The sequence below is a fragment of the Amycolatopsis sp. NPDC049252 genome (assembly GCF_043197175.1).
Taxonomy (GTDB): domain Bacteria; phylum Actinomycetota; class Actinomycetes; order Mycobacteriales; family Pseudonocardiaceae; genus Amycolatopsis.
The window spans coordinates 55,202-73,217 of sequence record NZ_JBICSQ010000016.1 but is presented as its reverse complement, the minus strand read 5'-3'; the positions used below and the strand labels follow the sequence as shown (position 1 = coordinate 73,217).

Below are 18,016 nucleotides of genomic sequence, written 5' to 3'. Positions count from 1 at the left end.
CGGCTGAGCCGGTGGCGACTCGGAGTGATCCCCGATGTGTGCCGGGGGTCCGGCTCCCTAACTTGGCCATGGACACCGGTCCCAGCGGCCGATGCCGTCCCCCGAACACCGGATCAGGAGAACCCCCATGGACTCCGTGCAGACGTTGCACGACTTCGCCCTCAACCTGCTCAACGACCCGACCGCCCTCGCGGCCTTCGGGACGGACCCGCAGCAGGCCCTCGCCCTCGCCGGCCTCGGTGACGTCAGCGCCGCCGACGTGCACGAGGTCATCCCGCTGGTGCTCGACTACGTGCCGGTCGACAGCCTCCCGGCCGTCGGCAACCTCCCGCTGGTCGGCGACCTGACCTCGGTGGGCACCGACACCACCGGCATCCAGGGCGCGATCGACCAGCTCACCGCCCTCACCCAGGGCCTCGGCCTGCCGGCCACCTCGGCGCTGCCGGGCGTCGGCGACCTCGGCGTCGGCGAGCTGCCGGGCCTGGGCGACCTGCCCGTCGGCGAGCTGCCGGTCGCGAACGAGATCACCAACGCGGGCAACGTCACCGCGCTGGCCGGCAACGTGACCAGCGTCATCATCGGCGGCGACCTGGCGGGTGGCCTCGACTCGGCCGCGCTGGCGAACCTGACCGCGGCTCCGGCCTACCTGACCGACGCCAACCAGATCGCCCAGCTGACGACGCTGGCCGAGCAGCCCCTCGTCGGCGGGGTGGGCACCGCCCACACCATCGGCACCGAGGTGCTCGGCGCCGTTTCCAGCCCGGTCGACCAGGTCGCGTCGCACACCGGTGACCTGACCGGCAGCGTGTCGAACCTCACCGACGCCGCCACGCACGTCGGCGACTTCACCGGCATCCTCAAGGGCACGAGCGACCTCGACGTGAAGCACGTCACCAGCGAGGTCTCGCACGTGGCGCACGGCGTCGGCGACGTCACCTCCACCGTGACCTCGGCCACCGGCCTCGACGTGGACCACAACGTCGCCGGTGCCGTCGGCGACATCGCCAGTGGCAACGGCTCGGCCGTCCACGACGTGGTCTCCGATGTCGCGGACGTCAGCCACAACGCGCTGGGCAACCTGCACCTCGGTGACATCGCGTCCAACGACATCCACATCGGGCACTGACTCCCGAACCGGTCACCGGTGCCCGTCCCGCGGTCTGGGTGCAGCCGCGGGACGGGCACCCGGTGTGCGTACGGGGAGTAAACCGGGGACACTCGTCCGCTGTGACCGCACCGGCTTGGCTCGAAGTGCTCAACGAGACGTTGGACGCGTGCCGCACGCACGGCCGCGCCGATCTCGCCGAGCGCCTCCGCAGACGTCGTGACGCCCCCGAAGGGCAGATCCGTCTCGGCGTGCTCGGCTTCCCCAAACAGGGCAAGGGATACCTGCTCAACGCCATCCTCAACGCGCCGGTGTGCGCGGTCGGCGACGCCGCCACCCCGGCCGTGCCGACCGAGATCGCCTACGCCCCCGAACCCGCCGCGACCCTGGTCGCCCGGTCCCTCGAACGGATACCCGTCGCGGTCGACCGGCTCACCGGCGAGCTCGGCGCCCGGCCGGCCGGCACGCTCAGCCGCGTCGAGGTCGGCGTGCCCCGCGAGCTGCTCGCGGCCGGGCTCGTCCTGGTCGACACCCCGCCGATCGGCGACCCCCGGTCGCCGCGGACCGCCGCCGCGCTCGACCTGCTGGCCGAAGCGGACGCCGTGATCATCGTCTCCGACGCGACCGCGCCGCTGAGCGCCGCCGAACTCGCGCTGGCCCGGCACGTGCGCACGTGGTGCCCGCACGTCGTGCTGGCGCTGACCAAGATCGACGCCAGCCCGGGCTGGCGCGCCGTCGCCGAAGCCGACCGCAAGATGCTCGCCGAGGCCGGGATCGACTCGCCGGTGCTGCCGGTGTCCGCGGTCGTGCGCCAGGCCGCGGCCAAGGCCGGTGACGCGGATCTCAACGCCCGCTCGGGTTTCCCCGAGCTGCTCACCTGGATCACCGAGCAAGCCGCCCGGCCGCCGGAGCAGTCCCGCGCGCTGCTCGCCGCGGTCGGCGTGCGCGCCGCCGCGGCGGAACTGGTGGAGTCGCTGCGCGACCGCGCCGAAGCCGCGGGCCAGGACGCCGGGCTCGGCCAGGCGGCGCTGCTGCAGCGGGCGCAACGCCGGGCCGACGACCTGCGCCGGCAGAACACCCGGTGGCAGAACCTGCTTTCCGACGAGATCACCGACCTGCTGTCCGACGCCGAGTACGACCTGCGCGAGCGGACCCGCAAGATCGTCAACACCATCGACCAGACCTTCGACGAGGGCGACCCGGCGAAGGTGTGGGACGACTTCGCGCCGTGGCTGGACGACGCGCTCGCCGACGCGGTCGAAACCAACTACGCGTGGCTGACCGACCGGTCCCAGTGGCTCGCGCAGGCCGTCGCGACGTGTTTCGGCACGCAGTACGACCACGCGCTGCCCGACCTGCCGCTCGACGGTTCGGGCATCGAAAACCTCGACGACGTCCGGCGGCCGAAGATCGAGAAGTTCAAGATCGGCCAGCAGGCGTTCACCGGGCTGCGCGGGTCGTACGGCGGTGTGCTGATGTTCGGCCTGGTCACCAGCCTGCCCTGGCTGGGGCTGCCGCTGATCAACCCGGTCTCGATCAGCGCGGGCGCGGCGTTCGCCGTGAAGACGATCCGCGACGAGGGCGGGATGCGGCTGCAGCGCCGCCAAGCCGTCGCCAAGCAGGCCGCCCAGCGGCACGTCGACGACGTCTTCCTGCGCTTCAGCAAGGAATGCCGGGACGCGGTCCGCATGGTGCAGCGGCGTCTGCGTGACCACTTCACCGGTCTCGCCGAAGAGCTCGCGGACGAGCTGACGCACGAGCGCGAGACGATCCTGGCCGGCACGGCCGAGCGTGAACGGCGGACGGTGCACATCCGCCGCGAGATCGACCGGCTCGCCGGCCTGCACCAGCGCGCGGGTGAGCTCGGCACGATCGCCGGACGGCAGCGGCGGGAGCTTTCGGCGTGACCCAGGACGTCCGCGACCTGCTGGCCGCCGCGGCCGGGCTCTACCGCGAGGACCCGCGCGCGTCGGCGATGTTGCTCGACTGCCAGCACCGGCTGGAGCAGCCGCTGCGCGTCGCGTTCGCCGGGGCGCCGTCGTCCGGGAAGACGACGCTGGCCGCCGCGCTGGGGGAGTGGCCGACGCGGGCGCTGCGCGACCTCGTGCTGCTCGACGACCCGGGCCCGGCCGACGACTTCCCGGACGCGACGGTCCGGCTCGTGCGTCACCTCGAGCCGGACGAGCTCGCCGCGGCGCACCCGTCCGGCGGCTCGGCCTTCGCGAGGCAGAGCGCGGTCAACTCGGTGCTGGTGCTGTCACGGGCCGACGAGGTCGGCGCGGGCCGGATCGACGCGCTGCTGACCGCGAAGCAGCTCGCGCGGCGGGCTTGGCGCGAAGACCCGCTGTGCACCGGGTTCCTGGGCGTGATCGCCGTCGCCGGGCAGCTGGCGTACGGCGGCCGTTCCCTGCGTGACGACGAGTTCGACCTTCTGGCCGCGTTCGCCGCGGTGCCGCGCGAGGAACTGGAACGGCACGTGCTTTCGGTGGACTCCTTCACCGACCCGGCGTTCCCCGGCCCGATCCCGGTGGAGACGCGCCGGTCATTGGTCGTGCGCTTCGGGATGTTCGGCGTCCGCCTGGCGTTGACGCTGATCCGCACCGGCTGCGACGACCGCGTCAAACTCTCGGCGGAACTGGTCCGCCGCAGCGGCCTCGGCGAGCTGCGGGACACCCTGGCGGGCTGTTTTGTCGCGCGGGCCGAAGCGCTGAAGGCACGCACGGCGGTGATCCGCCTGGAAGCGTTGCTGGCGGCACAGCCCCGCCCGGGCGGCGACCGCTTGGTGTCGCGAGTGGAGCGCTTCGCGGCGGCCGCCCACGACTTCCGCGAGCTGCGCCTGATCGCCGACATCCGCGGCGGCCGCACGGCGTTGTCCGGCGACCCGGCCGAGGAAGCGGTGCGGTTGCTGGGCGCCCAGGGCACCGCACCGGCCGACCGCCTCGGCCTGGAGCCGGACGCGGACCCGGGCGAGATCTACGACTCGGGCCTGGACGCGCTGCGCCGCTGGCGCCACGAGGCCGAGCGCCCGGACCGCCCGCACGCGGAACGCACCGCGGCGCACGTCGTGGTCCGGTCGACCGAGGGTCTGCTGGCCCTGTTCGCCTGAGGAATCCCGTCGGAGAGTCGGGGCGACCGGCCGCGCCTTGCCGGCGGAGCGAGGCCGTCGGCGAGTTTCGGGTGACCGTTGGAGCGTTGTCGGTTGAGCAAGTCCGTCGGCAAGCTTTCAAGCGACCTGGCTGTGCATTGTCGGCTGACCGAGCCCACTAGCGAGCCTCCGGGCGACCGTCGCGCATTTCGCCTGAGCAAGTCCACCGGAGAGCTTTTGGGCGACTGGCCGCGCATTGTCGGCTGTGCAAGTCCGCCGGAGAGCTTTTGGGCGACCGGTCGCGCATTGTCGGCTGGGCAAGTCCGTCGGCAAGCTGTTCAAACGAGCCGGCCGCGCATCGTCAGCTGAGCGAGCCCGTCGGCGAGTTTCAGGTGACCGCTGGAGCATTGTCCGCTGGCGAGCTTTCGGCGACGGCCGGCGCATTTCCGCCTGAGCAGTCCGCCTGCGGGCTTATGGGCGGCTGGCCGTGCGTTGTCGGGCTGCTCGAGGCCGTCGGCGACCTTCCGGGCGCACCGACCGCGCATTTGCCGGCAGAGCCCCACTCCCGGCACTCGCGCCCCCACCCACCTCGGGGGGCGTGCCCTTGTCCAGTCTATCGGTGCCAGGGGCGCAAAGCGGGTGCTCGGGAAATCTGTGGACAACTCAGGCCGATGTGGACAACTCCGCCGTTCGGACCGGTTCGCGCTTGACAGACCACGTGCCGAGCATTCACCCGGTGGCTCCGCGGCTCGGCAGTCCTTGTCCGGCCTTGACGCCCCGCCTGGGAGCGACGCACCATAGAGCGGTCTACGGCTCGAAGGGAATCCCCATGCCCGAAGACCACCGCCCCCGGGTCCGGCTGTTCGGCGAGGTTCTCGCGCACTGGGCCCGGGAACGTCCCGCGGACACCGCGCTCATCTACGGCGACCGCAGCTGGACCTGGGCGGAGTTCGACGAACGCGTCCGGCGGCTGTCGGGCGCGCTGGCGGCGGCCGGGGTCGGCCGGAGCGATCGTGTCGCGTTCGTCGACAAGAACCACCCGGCCTGCCTGGAGACGACCTTCGCGGCGGCCGGGATCGGCGCCGCGAACGCCGTGGTCAACTGGCGGCTTTCCGGCGACGAACTCGCCTACGTGCTCGCGGACGCCGGCGCCAAGGTCGTCTTCGTGGGCGCAGAACTGCTACCCGCCGTCGAGGCGGTCCGGGATCGGCTGCCGGCGGTGGAGCGCGTGGTGGTCATCGGAGACGAGTACGAGTCCCTCCTGAGCGCGGAACCCCCGGGACCACAGGAACTCGACGAGGACGACGGCGTCCTGGTCATGTACACCAGCGGCACCACCGGCTTCCCCAAGGGCGCCGTGCTGACCCACCGCAGCGTCCTCGCCCACGGCCTCGCCGCGGGCACCGCGTTCCCGATCGGGCCGGGTGACGTCAACCTGGTCGCGATGCCGCTGTTCCACGTCGGCGGCAGCTGCTACGCGGTTTCCGGCTTCCTGTACGGCGAACCGTCGTACCTGACGCGCGAGCCGGACGCCGCCTCGCTGTTCGCCGCGCTCGTGGCCGGGATCACGCACGCGTTCCTCGTGCCCGCCGTCGTGGCCGGGATCGCGCAGGCCGGCGAGCAGGCGATGCAGGCGTTCTCGAAGATGAAGTACCTCTGTTACGGTGCCTCGCCGATGCCGCTTCCCCTGCTGCGCAAGGCGTTGGCCGCCTGGCCGGACGTCAGGTTCGCCCAGGTCTACGGCATGACCGAGCTGTCCGGCGCGGTCACCGCGCTCGACCCGGAAGCGCACCGCGACGAGTCCCGCCCGGAGCGGCTGGCCTCGGCGGGCACCGCACTGTCCGGTGTGGACATCCGCATCGTCGACCCGGTCACGCTCGAAGACGCCGACGCCGGCGAGGTCTGGATCCGCACCGACCAGCGGATGGCGGGGTACCTCGGCAACCCCGAGGCGACCGCGGAGACCATTGTGGACGGCTGGGTTCGCACCGGCGACATCGGCCGCCTCGACGACGGCGGGTTCCTGTTCCTCGAGGACCGCGTCAAGGACATGATCATCACCGGCGGCGAGAACGTGTACTCGCCCGAGGTCGAGCGGGTGGTCGCGGAGTTCCCCGGCGTCGCCGAGGTGGCCGTGATCGGCGTCCCGGACGAGCGCTGGGGCGAGCAGGTCAAGGCCGTCGTCGCCGGTGACCAGCTCGACGCCGGCAAGCTCATGGAGTTCTGCCGCGAGCGCTTGGCGCACTACAAGTGCCCGCGCAGTGTCGACGTCGTGGAAGCGTTGCCGCGCAACGCGACCGGCAAGATCCTGAAGCGGTCGCTGCGCGAGCCGTACTGGCGGGACCGGAGCCGGAACGTCTGATGCCATCGGTCACGCGGCGGGCCTACTTCGAGGCCGCGCTGGAGGTGCTGGCGGAGCACGGGTTCACCGAGCTGAACGTCGGCCGCCTCTGCCGCGACCTCGGCGTCACGAGCGGATCGTTCTACCACCACTTCGGCGGCTGGCCGGGGTTCGTCGAGCAGCTCCTGGACCACTGGGAGAACCGGCAGGTGCGGATCCTGCGCGAGCGGGACTTCGGCACCGGCGGGCCGTCGGCGGACTTCGCCGCGCTGATGGACCTCACGCTGGGGCTGCACCACGAGGCCGAGGCGGCGATCCGGGCGTGGGCGATGAACGACGAAAGCGTGCGGGCGGCGCAGAAACGCGTCGACGAGGCCCGGCTGCGGACGGTCGGAAAGGCGGTCAAGGGCATCGTCGGCGACCGTGAACTGGCCCGGACGCTGACGTCGCTGGGGATGGCGATGCTCGTCGGGCACCAGCAGCTGACGTCGGCGGGCGAGCACAGTGAGCTGGCGGCGCTGCTGGCCGAGTACACGCGGCTGGTGCACTCGCGCGCGGGTTAGGCGTTGCCGAGCACCCGGTTCACGGTGATTTCGAGGACCACCCGCTGCGGGTTCGGCTTCGGCTGGCGATAGCGCGCGGCGTAGCGGTTTTCCGCGTCGCGCACCGAATCCGGGTCGTCGCGCAGCACCGCGCGTCCCTCCAAAGTGGACCACTTGGGGCCTTCGAGCTGGCAGACGGCGACGGGGATCCCGTCGGCACCCGTGGCCCGGACCAGCCGGGCCTTGACCGACGAGTCGAACGTGATCACGCGGGCGATCCCGGCCTCGAAGTCGACGGTCACGCCGACCGCGACGACGTGCGGGGTGCCGTCCGGGCGGACGGTCGTCAGAGACGCCAGGCGCCGTTCGGTCCAGAACGCGCGGAAGTCCGGGCCGCGGCCGTCGAGATTCATGACGTCCACGCTAGCCCGTCCGGGCACACCCGGGAGGGTGAAACCACTCACGGTAATTGTAAGGAAAGGTTGCTAACAGTCTTGACCAGGTCTGGAACTTTTCTGTCACGCTCTGAACCGCCTTGGCCGCCGGGCTGCTGAGCGTACCGACGACCGCGGCCGGCACGCCGTACGGGCCGGGAACCCTGCGGCCCTCGGTCTTGCAGGCCACTCAGGACCAGGTGCTCCAGAGGTACTACGACTTCTGGAAGAAGAACTTCCCGACGACCAAGTGCGGCAGCGGCACCTACGCCGTGCTGTCCAAGGACGCCGACCACTTTTTCGTCGCCGAGGGCGAGGGTGAAGTTCGTCAAGGCACACCCGTCGGTCAACAACAATCAACGCGGGCAAGAAGAGCGAAGTCAACAACAGCACGAACCGGTTCTTGCGTGAGACCGGGGCGAAGCTCTTCGGCGACGACGAAGTGGCCGTGCGGGTCCTGGCCGCGGTGCACCCCAAGCAGGCGAAGGACCTCGGTCGTCGGTGCGGCGTTTCGACGAGGCGGCGTGGGTCGCCTGCCGTCGCGAGATCGTCGTCGACGGCAATGTCGCGAAGTTCGCCCAGCACCCCGATCTCGGCCGCTACCTGACCGGCACCGGCGATCGTGTGCTGGTCGAAGCGAGTCCTGTTGACCGGGTGTGGGGAATCGGCCTGGCCGCAGACCACTCGGAGGTGGGGAAGCCGCGCAGCTGGCGGGGGCTGAACCTGCTCGGTGTCGCCCTCGCCGACGTCCGGGCTCAGCTCGGTTCGCGCAGTGGGAGCCCGGCGGCGCGGTAGATCGCGTCGATCACGCTCATCGTCTTCACGGCGTCCTCGGCTGACGTCTTCACCGGCGCGCCTTCCAGGACCGCCGCCGCGAAGGCGTCCAGCTGGTAGGCGTACGACGCCCGCCGCGGGAGCCGTTCGACGCGGCGGGTGCCGCCGGCCCGGACCGTCAGGCGGTGGTACACCTGCGGGGACGCTGGGTTGAGCACGCTCAGCGACCCCTGCGAGCCGGTGACCTTCGCGCTGATCTTCAGCACGGCCGACGACCACATCGAGCACTGGACCCGGCCCGTGTGGCCCGACGGGTAGCGCAGCTCGGCCGTCATCGCGCGGTCGATCTTCGCGTCACGTAGTTTCGCCTGTGCCGAAACGACTTCCGGGGTCTCGCCGCCGAAGGTGCGGGCCATGTGGACGGCGTAGCAGCCCGCGTCCATCGTGGCGCCGCCCGCGAGGTCGTAGTTGTAGCGGATGTCGGAGAACTTGGGCAGCGGGAAGCACAACGCGGTCTCGACGCGCTGGAGCTCGCCCAGCTCACCCGACGCGACGATCTCCTCCACCCGCAGGGCGAGCGGGTGGTAGCGGTAGTGGAAGGCCTCCATCACGACGCGGTCCGAGGTGGCGGCGAGGTCGGCGATCTCGCGGGCTTCGGCGGCGTTGGCGGTGAAGGGCTTCTCGCACAGGACGTGCTTGCCGGCTTCGAGAGCCGCGCGGGTCCACCGGCCGTGGAGGCCGTTCGGCAGCGGGTTGTAGACGGCGTCGACGTCGGGGTCTTCGAGCAGGGCCTCGTAGGACGAGTGCACCCGGCCGATGTGGTGCTTGGCCGCAAACGCTTGCGCCCGATCGGCGTCCCGGGCGGCTACTGCCACGACTTCGACATCGGCGTTGGTGGAAGCGGGCTTGACCAGGGCGGTGGGTGCGATCCGGGCCGCACCCAGAATGCCGATCCGCAGGCTCATGGCGCGAAGCTAGCACCGGCCGGGTTGGGCTCGGTTGTCAGCTGGGCGAACGGTCCGTTCGTGCTGTTATGGGTGCGAACGGACCGCTCGTGCTTGGTTGTTCTTTGGGTGGGGGTGCGCGAACGGGCCGTTGGTGCCTTTGGGGGTGTGAGCGGGCCGTTCGTGCCTCGACGGTGGTTCACCGGAGGGCCGTTCGTGCTCGGCAGTGGTCGCGAACGGGCCGTTCGTGCTCGGCGGTGGTGGCGAGCGGGCCGTTCGTGCGCTTTCGCGTCCCTCCGCTGGGCGTGAAAGGTCCGCTCGCGCCGCGGTGGCGGTCACCAGTGGACCGTTGGTGCGCTGGGGACGGTCGCGAACGGCCCATTGGCGCCTGGCGGGGGTACCGAACGGACCGTTCGCGCACGTCCGCAGTCGCCAATGGCCCGTTCGCGCCCCGGTGGTGGGTCGCCGGTGGCCCGTTCGTGCCCCGGTGGTGGGTCGCCGGTGGCCCGTTCGTGCCCCGGTGGTGGGTCGCCGGTGGCCCGTTCGTGCCCAGCGGCGGTCACCAACGGGCCGTTCGCGCGCCCGGCCGGCACCAGCGGCCCGTTCGCGCCCAGCCGAAACCAACCCACACAGATTTCAACAGCCAGTTGACCTCTTCAACAACGAGTTGTACCGTTCCCGCCAGCCGAACAGTGGAGGTCCGCTATGTCCCGTTCCCGTGCAGTCCAGGCGGTGTTGCTCGCGAGCCTGGCCGCTCTGGTGACCGCCTGCGGTGGTGGCCCCGACGGTGCCGGCGGGACCTCGCAGGCTCCCGGTGCGCCCGCGTCCGTCATTCCGGACACCGCCGCCATCGTGCAAGGCGTGCAGAAGGATGCCCAGCTCAACGCCGCTCTCCCGGCGAACGTCAAGCAGGCCGGGGTGCTGCACCTGGCGTCGAACCTGCAGTCCGCGCCCAACAACTTCTACGCCGCCGACGGCAAGACGCCGATCGGCTACGAGGTGGATCTCGCCAAGGCGATCGCCGCCAAGCTCGGGGTGACCGTGACGCACCAGGACATGGCCTTCGGCTCGCTCATCACCAGCCTCCAGTCCGGCCGCATCGATCTCACCATGGCCGGGATGAACGACACCAAGGCCCGCCAGGCGCAGATCGACTTCGTCGACTACTTCACCTCCGGCATCACGATCATGACCCGCAAGGGCAACCCGGACGGCATCACCGGGCCGGACGCCCTGTGCGGCAAGAACGTCGCCGTCGTTCAGGGGACCAGTCACCAGAAGTTCGCCGCCGAGCAGAGCGCCAAGTGCACCTCGGCCGGCAAGCCCGCGGTGAACGTGACCGCGACCGACAGTGACAACCAGAACCAGAACCAGCTGCGCACCGGGCGCGTCGCGGCGATCCTCAACGACCTGCCCAGCGCCGTCTACATCTCGCGGACCGCCGGCGACGGCAAGTTCTTCGAGGTCGTCCCCGGTGAGCCGATCGAAGGCGGGCCGTACGGCATCGGCGTCAACAAGCAGAACAAGCCGCTGACGGACTCCGTGCAGAAGGCTCTGCAGGCGCTCATCACCGACGGTACCTACGGCAAGATCCTGCAGGCCTGGGGTGTCGACCAGGGCGCCATCAAGGAGGCCGCGGTCAATGGCGGAAGCTGAGCCCCTGCCGATCGTCCGGCTCCGCCACTGGGGCCGGTGGGTCGCCGCCGTCGTGATCCTGGCGCTGCTCGTGCTGCTGGGCGTCGCGCTCGGCAACGCGCAGATCGCGTGGAGCCAGGTCCCGGACTTCGTTTTCTTCAAGGTGATGGCGACCGGGCTGCTCAACACCGTCGTCCTCGCCGTGCTGTCGCAGGCCGTCGCGATCGTGCTCGGCATCGTCATCGCCCTGCTGCGCCGCAGCGCCAACCCGGTCGCCCGGTGGTTCGCCGCCGGCTACATCTGGATTTTCCGCGGCCTTCCGGTGCTGCTGCAGATCCTGCTCTGGTACAACCTGGCGCTCGTCTTCCCGGTGATCCACATCCCGTTCCTGGTCGACGAGCCGACGAACGTGCTGATCAGCGCGTTCACCGCGGCGTTCCTCGGCCTGGCGCTGAACGAAAGCGCGTACATGGCCGAGATCGTGCGCGCCGGGCTGAACAGTGTCGACAGTGGACAGACCGAGGCGGCGAAGTCGATCGGCATGACGCCGGCCGCGACGCTGCGCCGGGTCGTGCTGCCGCAGGCGATGCGCGTGATCATCCCGCCCACCGGCAACGACTTCATCAACATGCTCAAGGGCACGTCGATGGCGTCGGTCATCGGGGTGACCGAGCTGATCCACGCGGCCAACAACATCTCGTCGAACAACCTGCTGGTGATGGAGACGCTGCTGGCCGCGGCCGTCTGGTACATGGTCGTGGTGACCGTCGCCGGGGTCGGGCAGCACTACCTGGAACGCGCGTTCGGCCAGGCCGATCGCGGGCCGCTCGCTCGCGCGGGCAAGGCGTTGCGTGGCGTACCGCTGGTGAGGAGTGCCCGTGTCTGAACCACTGCTGCGCGCCGTCGGCGTCAAGAAGTCCTACGGCCACACCGAAGTCCTCGGCGGCATCGACCTGGACGTCCACAAGGGACAGGTCGTCTGCCTGCTGGGCCCGTCCGGCGCGGGGAAAAGCACGTTCCTGCGCTGCATCAACCACCTCGAGACGATCGACGCCGGCCAGATCTGGGTCGACGGAGAGCCGATCGGCTTCCGGCAGCGCGGCGGCAAGCTGTACGAACTGCGCGAACGCGACGTCGCCCGGCAGCGGCGGGACATCGGCATGGTGTTCCAGCGGTTCAACCTGTTCGCGCACCGGACGGCGCTGGAGAACGTCGTCGAGGGGCCGATCCGGGTGCTGGGCCTCAAAGCGGACGAAGCCCGCAAGCAGGGCCTCGAGCTGCTGGACCGCGTCGGCCTCGCGCACCGCGCCGACGCCTACCCGGCGCAGCTGTCCGGCGGGCAGCAGCAGCGGGTCGCGATCGCGCGGTCGCTGGCGATGAAACCCAAGCTGATGCTGTTCGACGAGCCGACGTCGGCGCTGGACCCGGAGCTGGTCGGTGAAGTGCTCGAGGTGATGAGTACGTTGGCGGGGGAGGGGATGACGATGGTCGTCGTGACGCACGAGATGAGCTTCGCCGCGGAGGCCGCCGACGAGGTGGTGTTCCTGGCCGACGGCGCCGTCGTCGAGACCGGGCCGCCTTCGGAGGTCTTGAGCGCGCCGAAGCACGAACGCACCCGGCAGTTCCTGGCGAGGATTCTCGCGTGACGCGGATTTCGCCCCGGTACCTGCTCCAGTTCGACGAGCCCGCCGGCTACCTCGACTTCGCCCGGTTCGGCCCGCCGTCCCACGCGGTGCTCGACACGACGGCCGCGCTGCTCGACCAGGCCACCACCGCCGGTCCGTCCACTGTGGACGAGCTGATGCGGCAGGAGATCCGGGCCAAGGCCGCCGCCGCGCGGCTGTCCGGTTCGGACACCGACCACACGGTCCTGCTGCCGCACACCAGCTTGGGCTTGTTCCAGGCCGCGTTCAACAGCAGCGGCGACGTCCTGGTGTCGGCCGCGGAGTTCCCGGCCAACACCTACCCGTGGGCCCGCGCCGAGCAGGCGGGCCGTCTGCGTGTCAGGCGTCTGACCGGCGGTTACGTGACGCCCGAGCGGATCGCCGAGGCGTTGACGCCCGAGATCACGACCGTCAGTGTGAGCGCTGTCGACTTCCGCACCGGGTTCCGCGCCGATCTCGCCGCCCTGCGTGACGTCGTCGGCGATCGGCTGCTGGTCGTCGACGGCATCCAGGGCTTCGGCGTCATCGAAGCGCCGTGGGAGGTCGCGGACGTCCTGGTCGTCGGCGGCCAGAAGTGGCTGCGCGCGGGCTGGGGCACCGGCTTCGCGGTGCTGTCCGATCGGGCTCTGGAGCGGATGGATCCGGTGTTGTCGGGCTGGACCGGCGCCCGGGACCCCGGCCTGTTCGACGACGAGATCCACCCGCCGGACGTCACCGCCCAGGCCTGGTCGATCTCGAACCTCAGCCCGATCACGTCCGGCGCGTTCGCCGAGGCACTGGAGCTGGTCGAAGACGCCGGGGTCGGGGCCATCGCCGCGCGGATCGCGGAGCGGATCGCGTCCTTCGAGGACGTCCTGGCCTCCTGCGGCGCGGAGGTCGTCTCGGCGACCGAACGGCGCGCCGGGATCCTGGCGTTCACCCTGCCCGGCCACCCGGCCGAGCAGGTCGGCGCCGCGCTGGCCAACGCCGGGATCGCCGCGACCGTGCGGCCCGAGCACGTCCGGCTCTCGCCGCACGCGTCCACGCCGGCCGCCGCCGCGGACCTGCTCCGGGAGGCGTTGGAGACGCTGACCAAACCGCGGGAACCCCTGGCCGTCCCGGCCGCGGGGGCGACGACGCACGAGGTGCTGACCGCGCTGGTGCCGGCCATCCCCGGGCTCGCGGCGATGCTCGGCCCGGGCAACGAGGTGTTGCTGCACGACCTGAGCCGGCTGCCGGACTCGATCGTCGCGATCGCCGGCGACCTGACCGGCCGCAGTGTCGGCGGCCCGATGACCGACCTGCTGCTCGGGCTGGTCCGCCGCGGCACCACGCAGGACCTGACGAACTACCGCACCCACGGTCCGGACGGCCGCGCGATCCGCTCGTCGACGCTGTTCCTGCGCGACGCCGACGGGGTCGCGGTCGGGTGCCTGTGCGTCAACAGCGTCGACACCGCCGCGTCGGCGGGTGGCAACGGCGAGCCGGAGACTTTCCCACCGGACGTCGACAGCCTGCAGCGGTTCCTGGTGGACCGGGCGGTCGGCAAGGCGGGGATTCCGGTGGACCTGATGAAGAAGCGGCACAAGGCCGCGGTGGTGAGGGAACTCGACGAGGCGGGTTATTTTCTGATCAAGGACGCGGTCGACCACCTGGCCGGGCGGCTCGACGTCACCCGCTACACGATCTACAACTACCTCAACGAAATCCGCGCCTGACGCTGCCCGATCGGACCTTGTCCGCGCCCGTGGCGTGGCGGACGATGTGCCGATGACCGGACCGGACACGCGGCGGGCGTTGCTGCGGCTGGAGGCGGAGCACGACGCCGACACCGAGGAACTGGACCGGCTCGCCCGGCGGTTGCGGGCCGAGCTGGGGGAGCTGGACGTCGACGTGCTCGCCGTCCCCGCCGGGGAGCTGCCCGAGGGGGCGAAGGCCGCCGACCCGGTGACGATCGGCGCGCTCGTGGTGGCCTTCAGCGCGGCCGGCGGGGTGTTTCCGGGGCTCGTCGAGACGTTGCGCGAGTGGCTGGGCCGTCAGTCGGGCAAGCACCGGATCAAGGTGACGGTCGACGGTGACACCGTCGAGCTGGAGCGCGCCACGGCGGCCGAGCGGCAGCAGCTGATCGACGCCTTCGTCCGCCGGCACGGCTAGCCGTGGCCGGGCGGCACGCGCTGCTGATCGCGACCGAGACGTACGCCGACCCGGCGCTGCGGCGGCTGACCGCGCCCGGCGGCGACGCCCGCGCGCTGGCGGAGGTGCTGAGCGACCCGGCGATCGCGGGGTTCGAGGTGACGACGCTGGTCGACCAGCCGCACCACGTCGTCGGCGAGGCCATCGGCGAGTTCTACCGCGGCCGGCGCCGCGACGAGCTGACGCTGCTGTACTTCACCGGCCACGGCGTGAAGGACGACGACGGCCGCCTCTACCTGGCGATGGCCAACACCCGCCGCGACAGCCTGATGTTCACCGCGCTGGCCGCCGAGCAGGTCGATCGCGCCATGGCCGGCTGCGCGTCGCGGCAGAAGGTGCTCGTGCTCGACTGCTGTTACAGCGGTGCCTTCCCGGCCGGCAAGCTGGCGAAGGCGGGCACCGACGTGCACACGCTGGAGCGGTTCCAGGGCCGCGGCCGGGCGGTGCTGACCGCGTCCGACGCAACGCAGTACTCGTTCGAGGGCGACGAGGTGGTCGGCTCCGCGGCCCGCTCGGTGTTCACGCGCCACCTGGTGGCGGGCCTGCGTGACGGCAGCGCGGACCTCGACCACGACGGCGACGTCACGGTCGACGAGCTGTACAGCTACGTCCACGAGCACGTGGTGGCGGAGATGCCGCGGCAGCGGCCGAAGCACCAGTCCGATGTGGAGGGGCGCATCGTGCTGGCGCGCAACCCGCGGTGGACGTTGCCGGAGTACCTGCGGCACGGCTTGGCGAGCCCGATCGCTTCGGATCGGCTGACGGCTCTGGAGGGCTTGCGGCGGCTCAACCGGCTCGGGAACGAGGTGGTCCGGGAGCGCACGGAGGTGGAGATCCGGCACCTGGTGGACGACGACAGCCGGAGGGTCTCGGCGGCGGCCCAGGCCTGGGTGGCGGCTGCTGCGGAGCCGTCGGCGGCTGAAATGTCAGTGGGTGATGTGCCGGTCACTGAAATGTCAGTGGCTGAGGTTTCTGCGACTGGGGTCGTGGAGGAGGGGGACGGGCTGCCGGTGGCGGAGGCGCCGGTGGAAGCTGCACCGGCGGTGGAAGAGGCGCGGCTGGCGGAGGGAACGCCGATAGAAGGTGCACCGGCGGGGCGACAGGCGCCGCTGGTGGCGGGAGCGGCGCCGGCGGAACCTGCGGTGGAGGAGGCGCTGGCGGCTCCTTCGATCGCCCCGGTTGCCGAGCCGTCGGTGGCCGTGCCGACAGCCTCGGCGGTCGAGGCCGTGGAGACCTTGGCGGCCGAGCCGCCGTCGCCGGTGCCGGTGACGAAGCCGGATCCAGGGGTGCCGGTGGCGGCGGAGGCGGACCCGGTCGTGCCGGTGGCGGTGGCGAAACCGGACCCAGTGGTGCCGACGGCGGTGGTGAAGCCGGATCCAGCGGTGCCGGTGGCGGTGGCGAAGCCGGACCCGGCGGTGGCGGTGGCGAAGGCGGACTCGGTCGTGCCGGTGGCGGCGCCGAAGAAGGCGGACCCGGTCGTGCCGGTGGCGGTGGCGAAGCCGGACTCGGTCGTGCCGGTGGCGGCGACGAAACCGGACCCAGCGGTGCCGGTGGCGAAGGCGGACTCGGTCGTGCCGGCGGCGCCGAGGAAGCCGGACCCGGTCGTGCCGGCGGCGGTGGTGAAGCCGGATCCGGCGGTGCCGTCGGCGTCGACGAAGCCGGATCCAGCGGTGCCGGTGGCGCCGGTGAAGCCGGGCTCGGTCGTGCCGCCGGGGCGGAAAGCAGGCTCGGCGGCAAAGGCGGCACCAGCCCAGCCGAGACCGGCGGGACCGTCCGTGAAACGGACAGCCCCGCCGGCCCCGGACCTGCCCGGCAGCAGCTCGGCTCGCGACGCCCGGTTCTACCTGGGGACCGCCGCGGTGATCTTCGCTCTGGCGACCGGGATTCTGCTGAGCGTGGGTGTGGGCAACTGGATGGTCCTTTTCCTGCTGCTGCTTTTCGCGGTCTTTCTCGGACTGGGCATCGCCGCCCTCAGGCGTCAGTCCAAATAGGACTCCACTGCGTCCGCCGCCGCGGTGACACCGCCGTGGCCGCGAATCTCCGCCTTCAGCGACGCCAGTTGCGCGGCCACCGAGGGCGACGTCGACACCTCGTCCACCGCTGCTCGCAACGACGAAGCGGTCACCGAAGAAGCCGGCAGGTGGCGGCCCACGCCGAGAGCCTCCAGCCGCGCCGCGTTGCCGAACTGGTCCGCGGCCTGGGGAATCGCCACCGTCGGGACGCCGAACCACAACGACTCCGTCGCGCCGCCCATTCCCGCGTGCGTGATGAACGCCGACGCCGCGGACAGCACCGCCGGCTGCGGTACCGAAGGGAAGACCTCCACCGAAGCCGGCAACGGCCCCAGGGCAGCAGGCGAAACGTGCTTTCCGAGCGACATCACGACGTGCCAGTCCGCGGCGAACGCCTCGACGCACGCGCGGTAGACGTCGAGCTGGTCGTTGTACGCCGTCCCGAACGACACCAGCAGCACCGGCCTCCCGGACGACGGCGGCTGCCACGAACGGTCGGCCAGCCGGGCCGGGTCCAGGCAGGGCCCGACGAACCGGACGTGCGGGCCGACGCGGTCCGCGTGCGGCTGCATCGCCCGGGGGATGAGCGACAGGACTCGCTCCGGGTGCCCGAGCCACGTCCACGGGTCCTCGAAGATCCCGTTCGCACGCAACCAGGAGGTGAACGCGGCGGCGTAGTCCACACCGGACGGTGACGCCTTGATCGGGCCCATCACCTCGGCCATGTCCTCGTCGTAGCCTTCCCAGGCGACCAGCGTCGGCGACAGCTGCACGGCGGGGACGCCGTACCGCCGCCCGAGCACCGGCGCGCCCAGCCCGCCGATGTCGTACAGCAGCAGGTCGGGGCGGTCTTCGTCGAAGACCGACGTCAGCCGCGGGTGGACGGCGATCGCCTCGTCGAGGAAGACGCGCATCGCGTCGGCCGGGTCGTCCGGCCAGACCGCCGCCTCGCCGAGCGGGAAGATCGTCGGGTGGTCGACCACCGTCGCGCCGGTCGGCGACACCAGCCCGGCCAGCGGCGAGCCGACGACGTAGGACACGCGGTGCCCGCGGCGCACCAGCTCACTGATGACGCCCAGCGACGGGTAGACGTGGCTGGGCGCGCTGCAGCCGACCATGACGATGTGTTTGCGCGGCATGAGTCTCCTTCAGGAGGAAGGGCAGACGGCGCGCAGATGAGGGGGACCGGCCCGGTACGCGGGCGGTCCGGCGGTCACGCCGTCTCAGGCGCGGCGGAGGCGGACGAAGTAGATCACGACCGGCACCGTACGGGATGTCCGATTCGGCGCGCCACCCGATTTCCTCCTT

General features: G+C 71.4%; 15 protein-coding genes. 12 read left to right on the top strand and 3 right to left on the bottom strand.

Going from position 1 to position 18,016, the window contains the following annotated elements; translation table 11 throughout:
- The first annotated feature begins 127 nt into the window (after nucleotides 1–127).
- The 5 genes from ACGFMK_RS20180 (at nucleotide 128) to ACGFMK_RS20160 (ending at nucleotide 7,094) form a co-directional block, all read left to right on the top strand.
- On the top strand, nucleotides 128–1,126 hold the full coding sequence (locus tag ACGFMK_RS20180; RefSeq protein ID WP_392765112.1) for an IniB N-terminal domain-containing protein: 999 nt from the start codon (nucleotides 128–130) through the stop codon (nucleotides 1,124–1,126).
- A 101-nt stretch (nucleotides 1,127–1,227) separates the two neighbouring features.
- Nucleotides 1,228–3,012 (top strand): isoniazid inducible protein IniA, encoded by a 1,785-nt coding sequence (locus ACGFMK_RS20175; RefSeq protein WP_392765110.1) that lies wholly within the window; start codon nucleotides 1,228–1,230, stop codon nucleotides 3,010–3,012.
- Nucleotides 3,009–4,211 carry a GTPase gene (locus ACGFMK_RS20170; protein ID WP_392765107.1) on the top strand — a complete coding sequence of 401 codons (1,203 nt, stop codon included), beginning with the start codon at nucleotides 3,009–3,011 and terminating at the stop codon, nucleotides 4,209–4,211. Before ACGFMK_RS20175 ends, ACGFMK_RS20170 begins: the two co-directional genes overlap by 4 nt.
- Before the next feature lie 808 nt (nucleotides 4,212–5,019).
- The gene (locus tag ACGFMK_RS20165; RefSeq protein ID WP_392765105.1) at nucleotides 5,020–6,552 is read left to right on the top strand and encodes a long-chain fatty acid--CoA ligase; all 1,533 of its coding nucleotides are present in this window, start codon (nucleotides 5,020–5,022) and stop codon (nucleotides 6,550–6,552) included.
- Nucleotides 6,552–7,094, top strand: a complete 543-nt coding sequence (locus ACGFMK_RS20160; protein WP_392765102.1) for a TetR/AcrR family transcriptional regulator — start codon at nucleotides 6,552–6,554, stop codon at nucleotides 7,092–7,094. Before ACGFMK_RS20165 ends, ACGFMK_RS20160 begins: the two co-directional genes overlap by 1 nt.
- On the opposite strand, the gene ACGFMK_RS20155 is transcribed toward ACGFMK_RS20160, so the two are convergent.
- A complete protein-coding gene (locus ACGFMK_RS20155) occupies nucleotides 7,091–7,486 on the bottom strand; it encodes a TIGR03618 family F420-dependent PPOX class oxidoreductase (protein ID WP_392765099.1) in 396 nt (131 codons plus the stop codon). The two genes, ACGFMK_RS20160 and ACGFMK_RS20155, sit on opposite strands and share 4 nt — an antisense overlap.
- A 522-nt stretch (nucleotides 7,487–8,008) precedes the next feature.
- Here ACGFMK_RS20155 and ACGFMK_RS20150 point away from each other — a divergent pair.
- On the top strand, nucleotides 8,009–8,302 hold the full coding sequence (locus tag ACGFMK_RS20150; RefSeq protein ID WP_392765097.1) for an NADAR family protein: 294 nt from the start codon (nucleotides 8,009–8,011) through the stop codon (nucleotides 8,300–8,302).
- On the opposite strand, the gene ACGFMK_RS20145 is transcribed toward ACGFMK_RS20150, so the two are convergent.
- Nucleotides 8,263–9,246 (bottom strand): Gfo/Idh/MocA family protein, encoded by a 984-nt coding sequence (locus ACGFMK_RS20145; protein WP_392765096.1) that lies wholly within the window; start codon nucleotides 9,244–9,246, stop codon nucleotides 8,263–8,265. The genes ACGFMK_RS20150 and ACGFMK_RS20145 overlap by 40 nt on opposite strands.
- A 684-nt stretch (nucleotides 9,247–9,930) precedes the next feature.
- Here ACGFMK_RS20145 and ACGFMK_RS20140 point away from each other — a divergent pair.
- From ACGFMK_RS20140 to ACGFMK_RS20115, 6 genes are read left to right on the top strand one after another with little or no spacing between them, the layout of a single operon-like run.
- Nucleotides 9,931–10,881, top strand: coding sequence for an ABC transporter substrate-binding protein (locus tag ACGFMK_RS20140; protein WP_392765093.1), 951 nt, complete (start codon nucleotides 9,931–9,933; stop codon nucleotides 10,879–10,881).
- Nucleotides 10,868–11,746: an amino acid ABC transporter permease gene (locus tag ACGFMK_RS20135; RefSeq protein WP_392765092.1), complete on the top strand. Its 879-nt coding sequence runs from the start codon at nucleotides 10,868–10,870 to the stop codon at nucleotides 11,744–11,746. The genes ACGFMK_RS20140 and ACGFMK_RS20135 overlap by 14 nt, the downstream gene beginning before the upstream one ends.
- Nucleotides 11,739–12,506, top strand: coding sequence for an amino acid ABC transporter ATP-binding protein (locus ACGFMK_RS20130; RefSeq protein WP_392765089.1), 768 nt, complete (start codon nucleotides 11,739–11,741; stop codon nucleotides 12,504–12,506). Before ACGFMK_RS20135 ends, ACGFMK_RS20130 begins: the two co-directional genes overlap by 8 nt.
- On the top strand, nucleotides 12,503–14,221 hold the full coding sequence (locus ACGFMK_RS20125; RefSeq protein WP_392765086.1) for an aminotransferase class V-fold PLP-dependent enzyme: 1,719 nt from the start codon (nucleotides 12,503–12,505) through the stop codon (nucleotides 14,219–14,221). The genes ACGFMK_RS20130 and ACGFMK_RS20125 overlap by 4 nt, the downstream gene beginning before the upstream one ends.
- Before the next feature lie 52 nt (nucleotides 14,222–14,273).
- Complete coding sequence (locus ACGFMK_RS20120) at nucleotides 14,274–14,657, top strand: hypothetical protein (protein WP_392765085.1); 384 nt, start codon at nucleotides 14,274–14,276, stop codon at nucleotides 14,655–14,657.
- Between the two features lie 2 nt (nucleotides 14,658–14,659).
- Nucleotides 14,660–16,687 (top strand): caspase family protein, encoded by a 2,028-nt coding sequence (locus tag ACGFMK_RS20115; RefSeq protein ID WP_392765082.1) that lies wholly within the window; start codon nucleotides 14,660–14,662, stop codon nucleotides 16,685–16,687.
- Here ACGFMK_RS20115 and ACGFMK_RS20110 read toward each other — a convergent pair.
- Complete coding sequence (locus ACGFMK_RS20110; protein WP_392765080.1) at nucleotides 16,675–17,847, bottom strand: macrolide family glycosyltransferase; 1,173 nt, start codon at nucleotides 17,845–17,847, stop codon at nucleotides 16,675–16,677. The genes ACGFMK_RS20115 and ACGFMK_RS20110 overlap by 13 nt on opposite strands.
- Nucleotides 17,848–18,016: the final 169 nt, after the last annotated feature.

Excerpts from the sequence above, each read along its gene's own strand:
- ACGFMK_RS20180 (WP_392765112.1), top strand. The coding sequence starts at position 128 with ATGGACTCCGTGCAGACGTTGCACGACTTCGCCCTCAACCTGCTCAAC.
- ACGFMK_RS20165 (WP_392765105.1), top strand. The coding sequence starts at position 5,020 with ATGCCCGAAGACCACCGCCCCCGGGTCCGGCTGTTCGGCGAGGTTCTC.
- ACGFMK_RS20160 (WP_392765102.1), top strand. The coding sequence starts at position 6,552 with ATGCCATCGGTCACGCGGCGGGCCTACTTCGAGGCCGCGCTGGAGGTG.
- ACGFMK_RS20155 (WP_392765099.1), bottom strand. The coding sequence starts at position 7,486 with ATGAATCTCGACGGCCGCGGCCCGGACTTCCGCGCGTTCTGGACCGAA.
- ACGFMK_RS20145 (WP_392765096.1), bottom strand. The coding sequence starts at position 9,246 with ATGAGCCTGCGGATCGGCATTCTGGGTGCGGCCCGGATCGCACCCACC.
- ACGFMK_RS20140 (WP_392765093.1), top strand. The coding sequence starts at position 9,931 with ATGTCCCGTTCCCGTGCAGTCCAGGCGGTGTTGCTCGCGAGCCTGGCC.
- ACGFMK_RS20135 (WP_392765092.1), top strand. The coding sequence starts at position 10,868 with ATGGCGGAAGCTGAGCCCCTGCCGATCGTCCGGCTCCGCCACTGGGGC.
- ACGFMK_RS20120 (WP_392765085.1), top strand. The coding sequence starts at position 14,274 with ATGACCGGACCGGACACGCGGCGGGCGTTGCTGCGGCTGGAGGCGGAG.
- ACGFMK_RS20110 (WP_392765080.1), bottom strand. The coding sequence starts at position 17,847 with ATGCCGCGCAAACACATCGTCATGGTCGGCTGCAGCGCGCCCAGCCAC.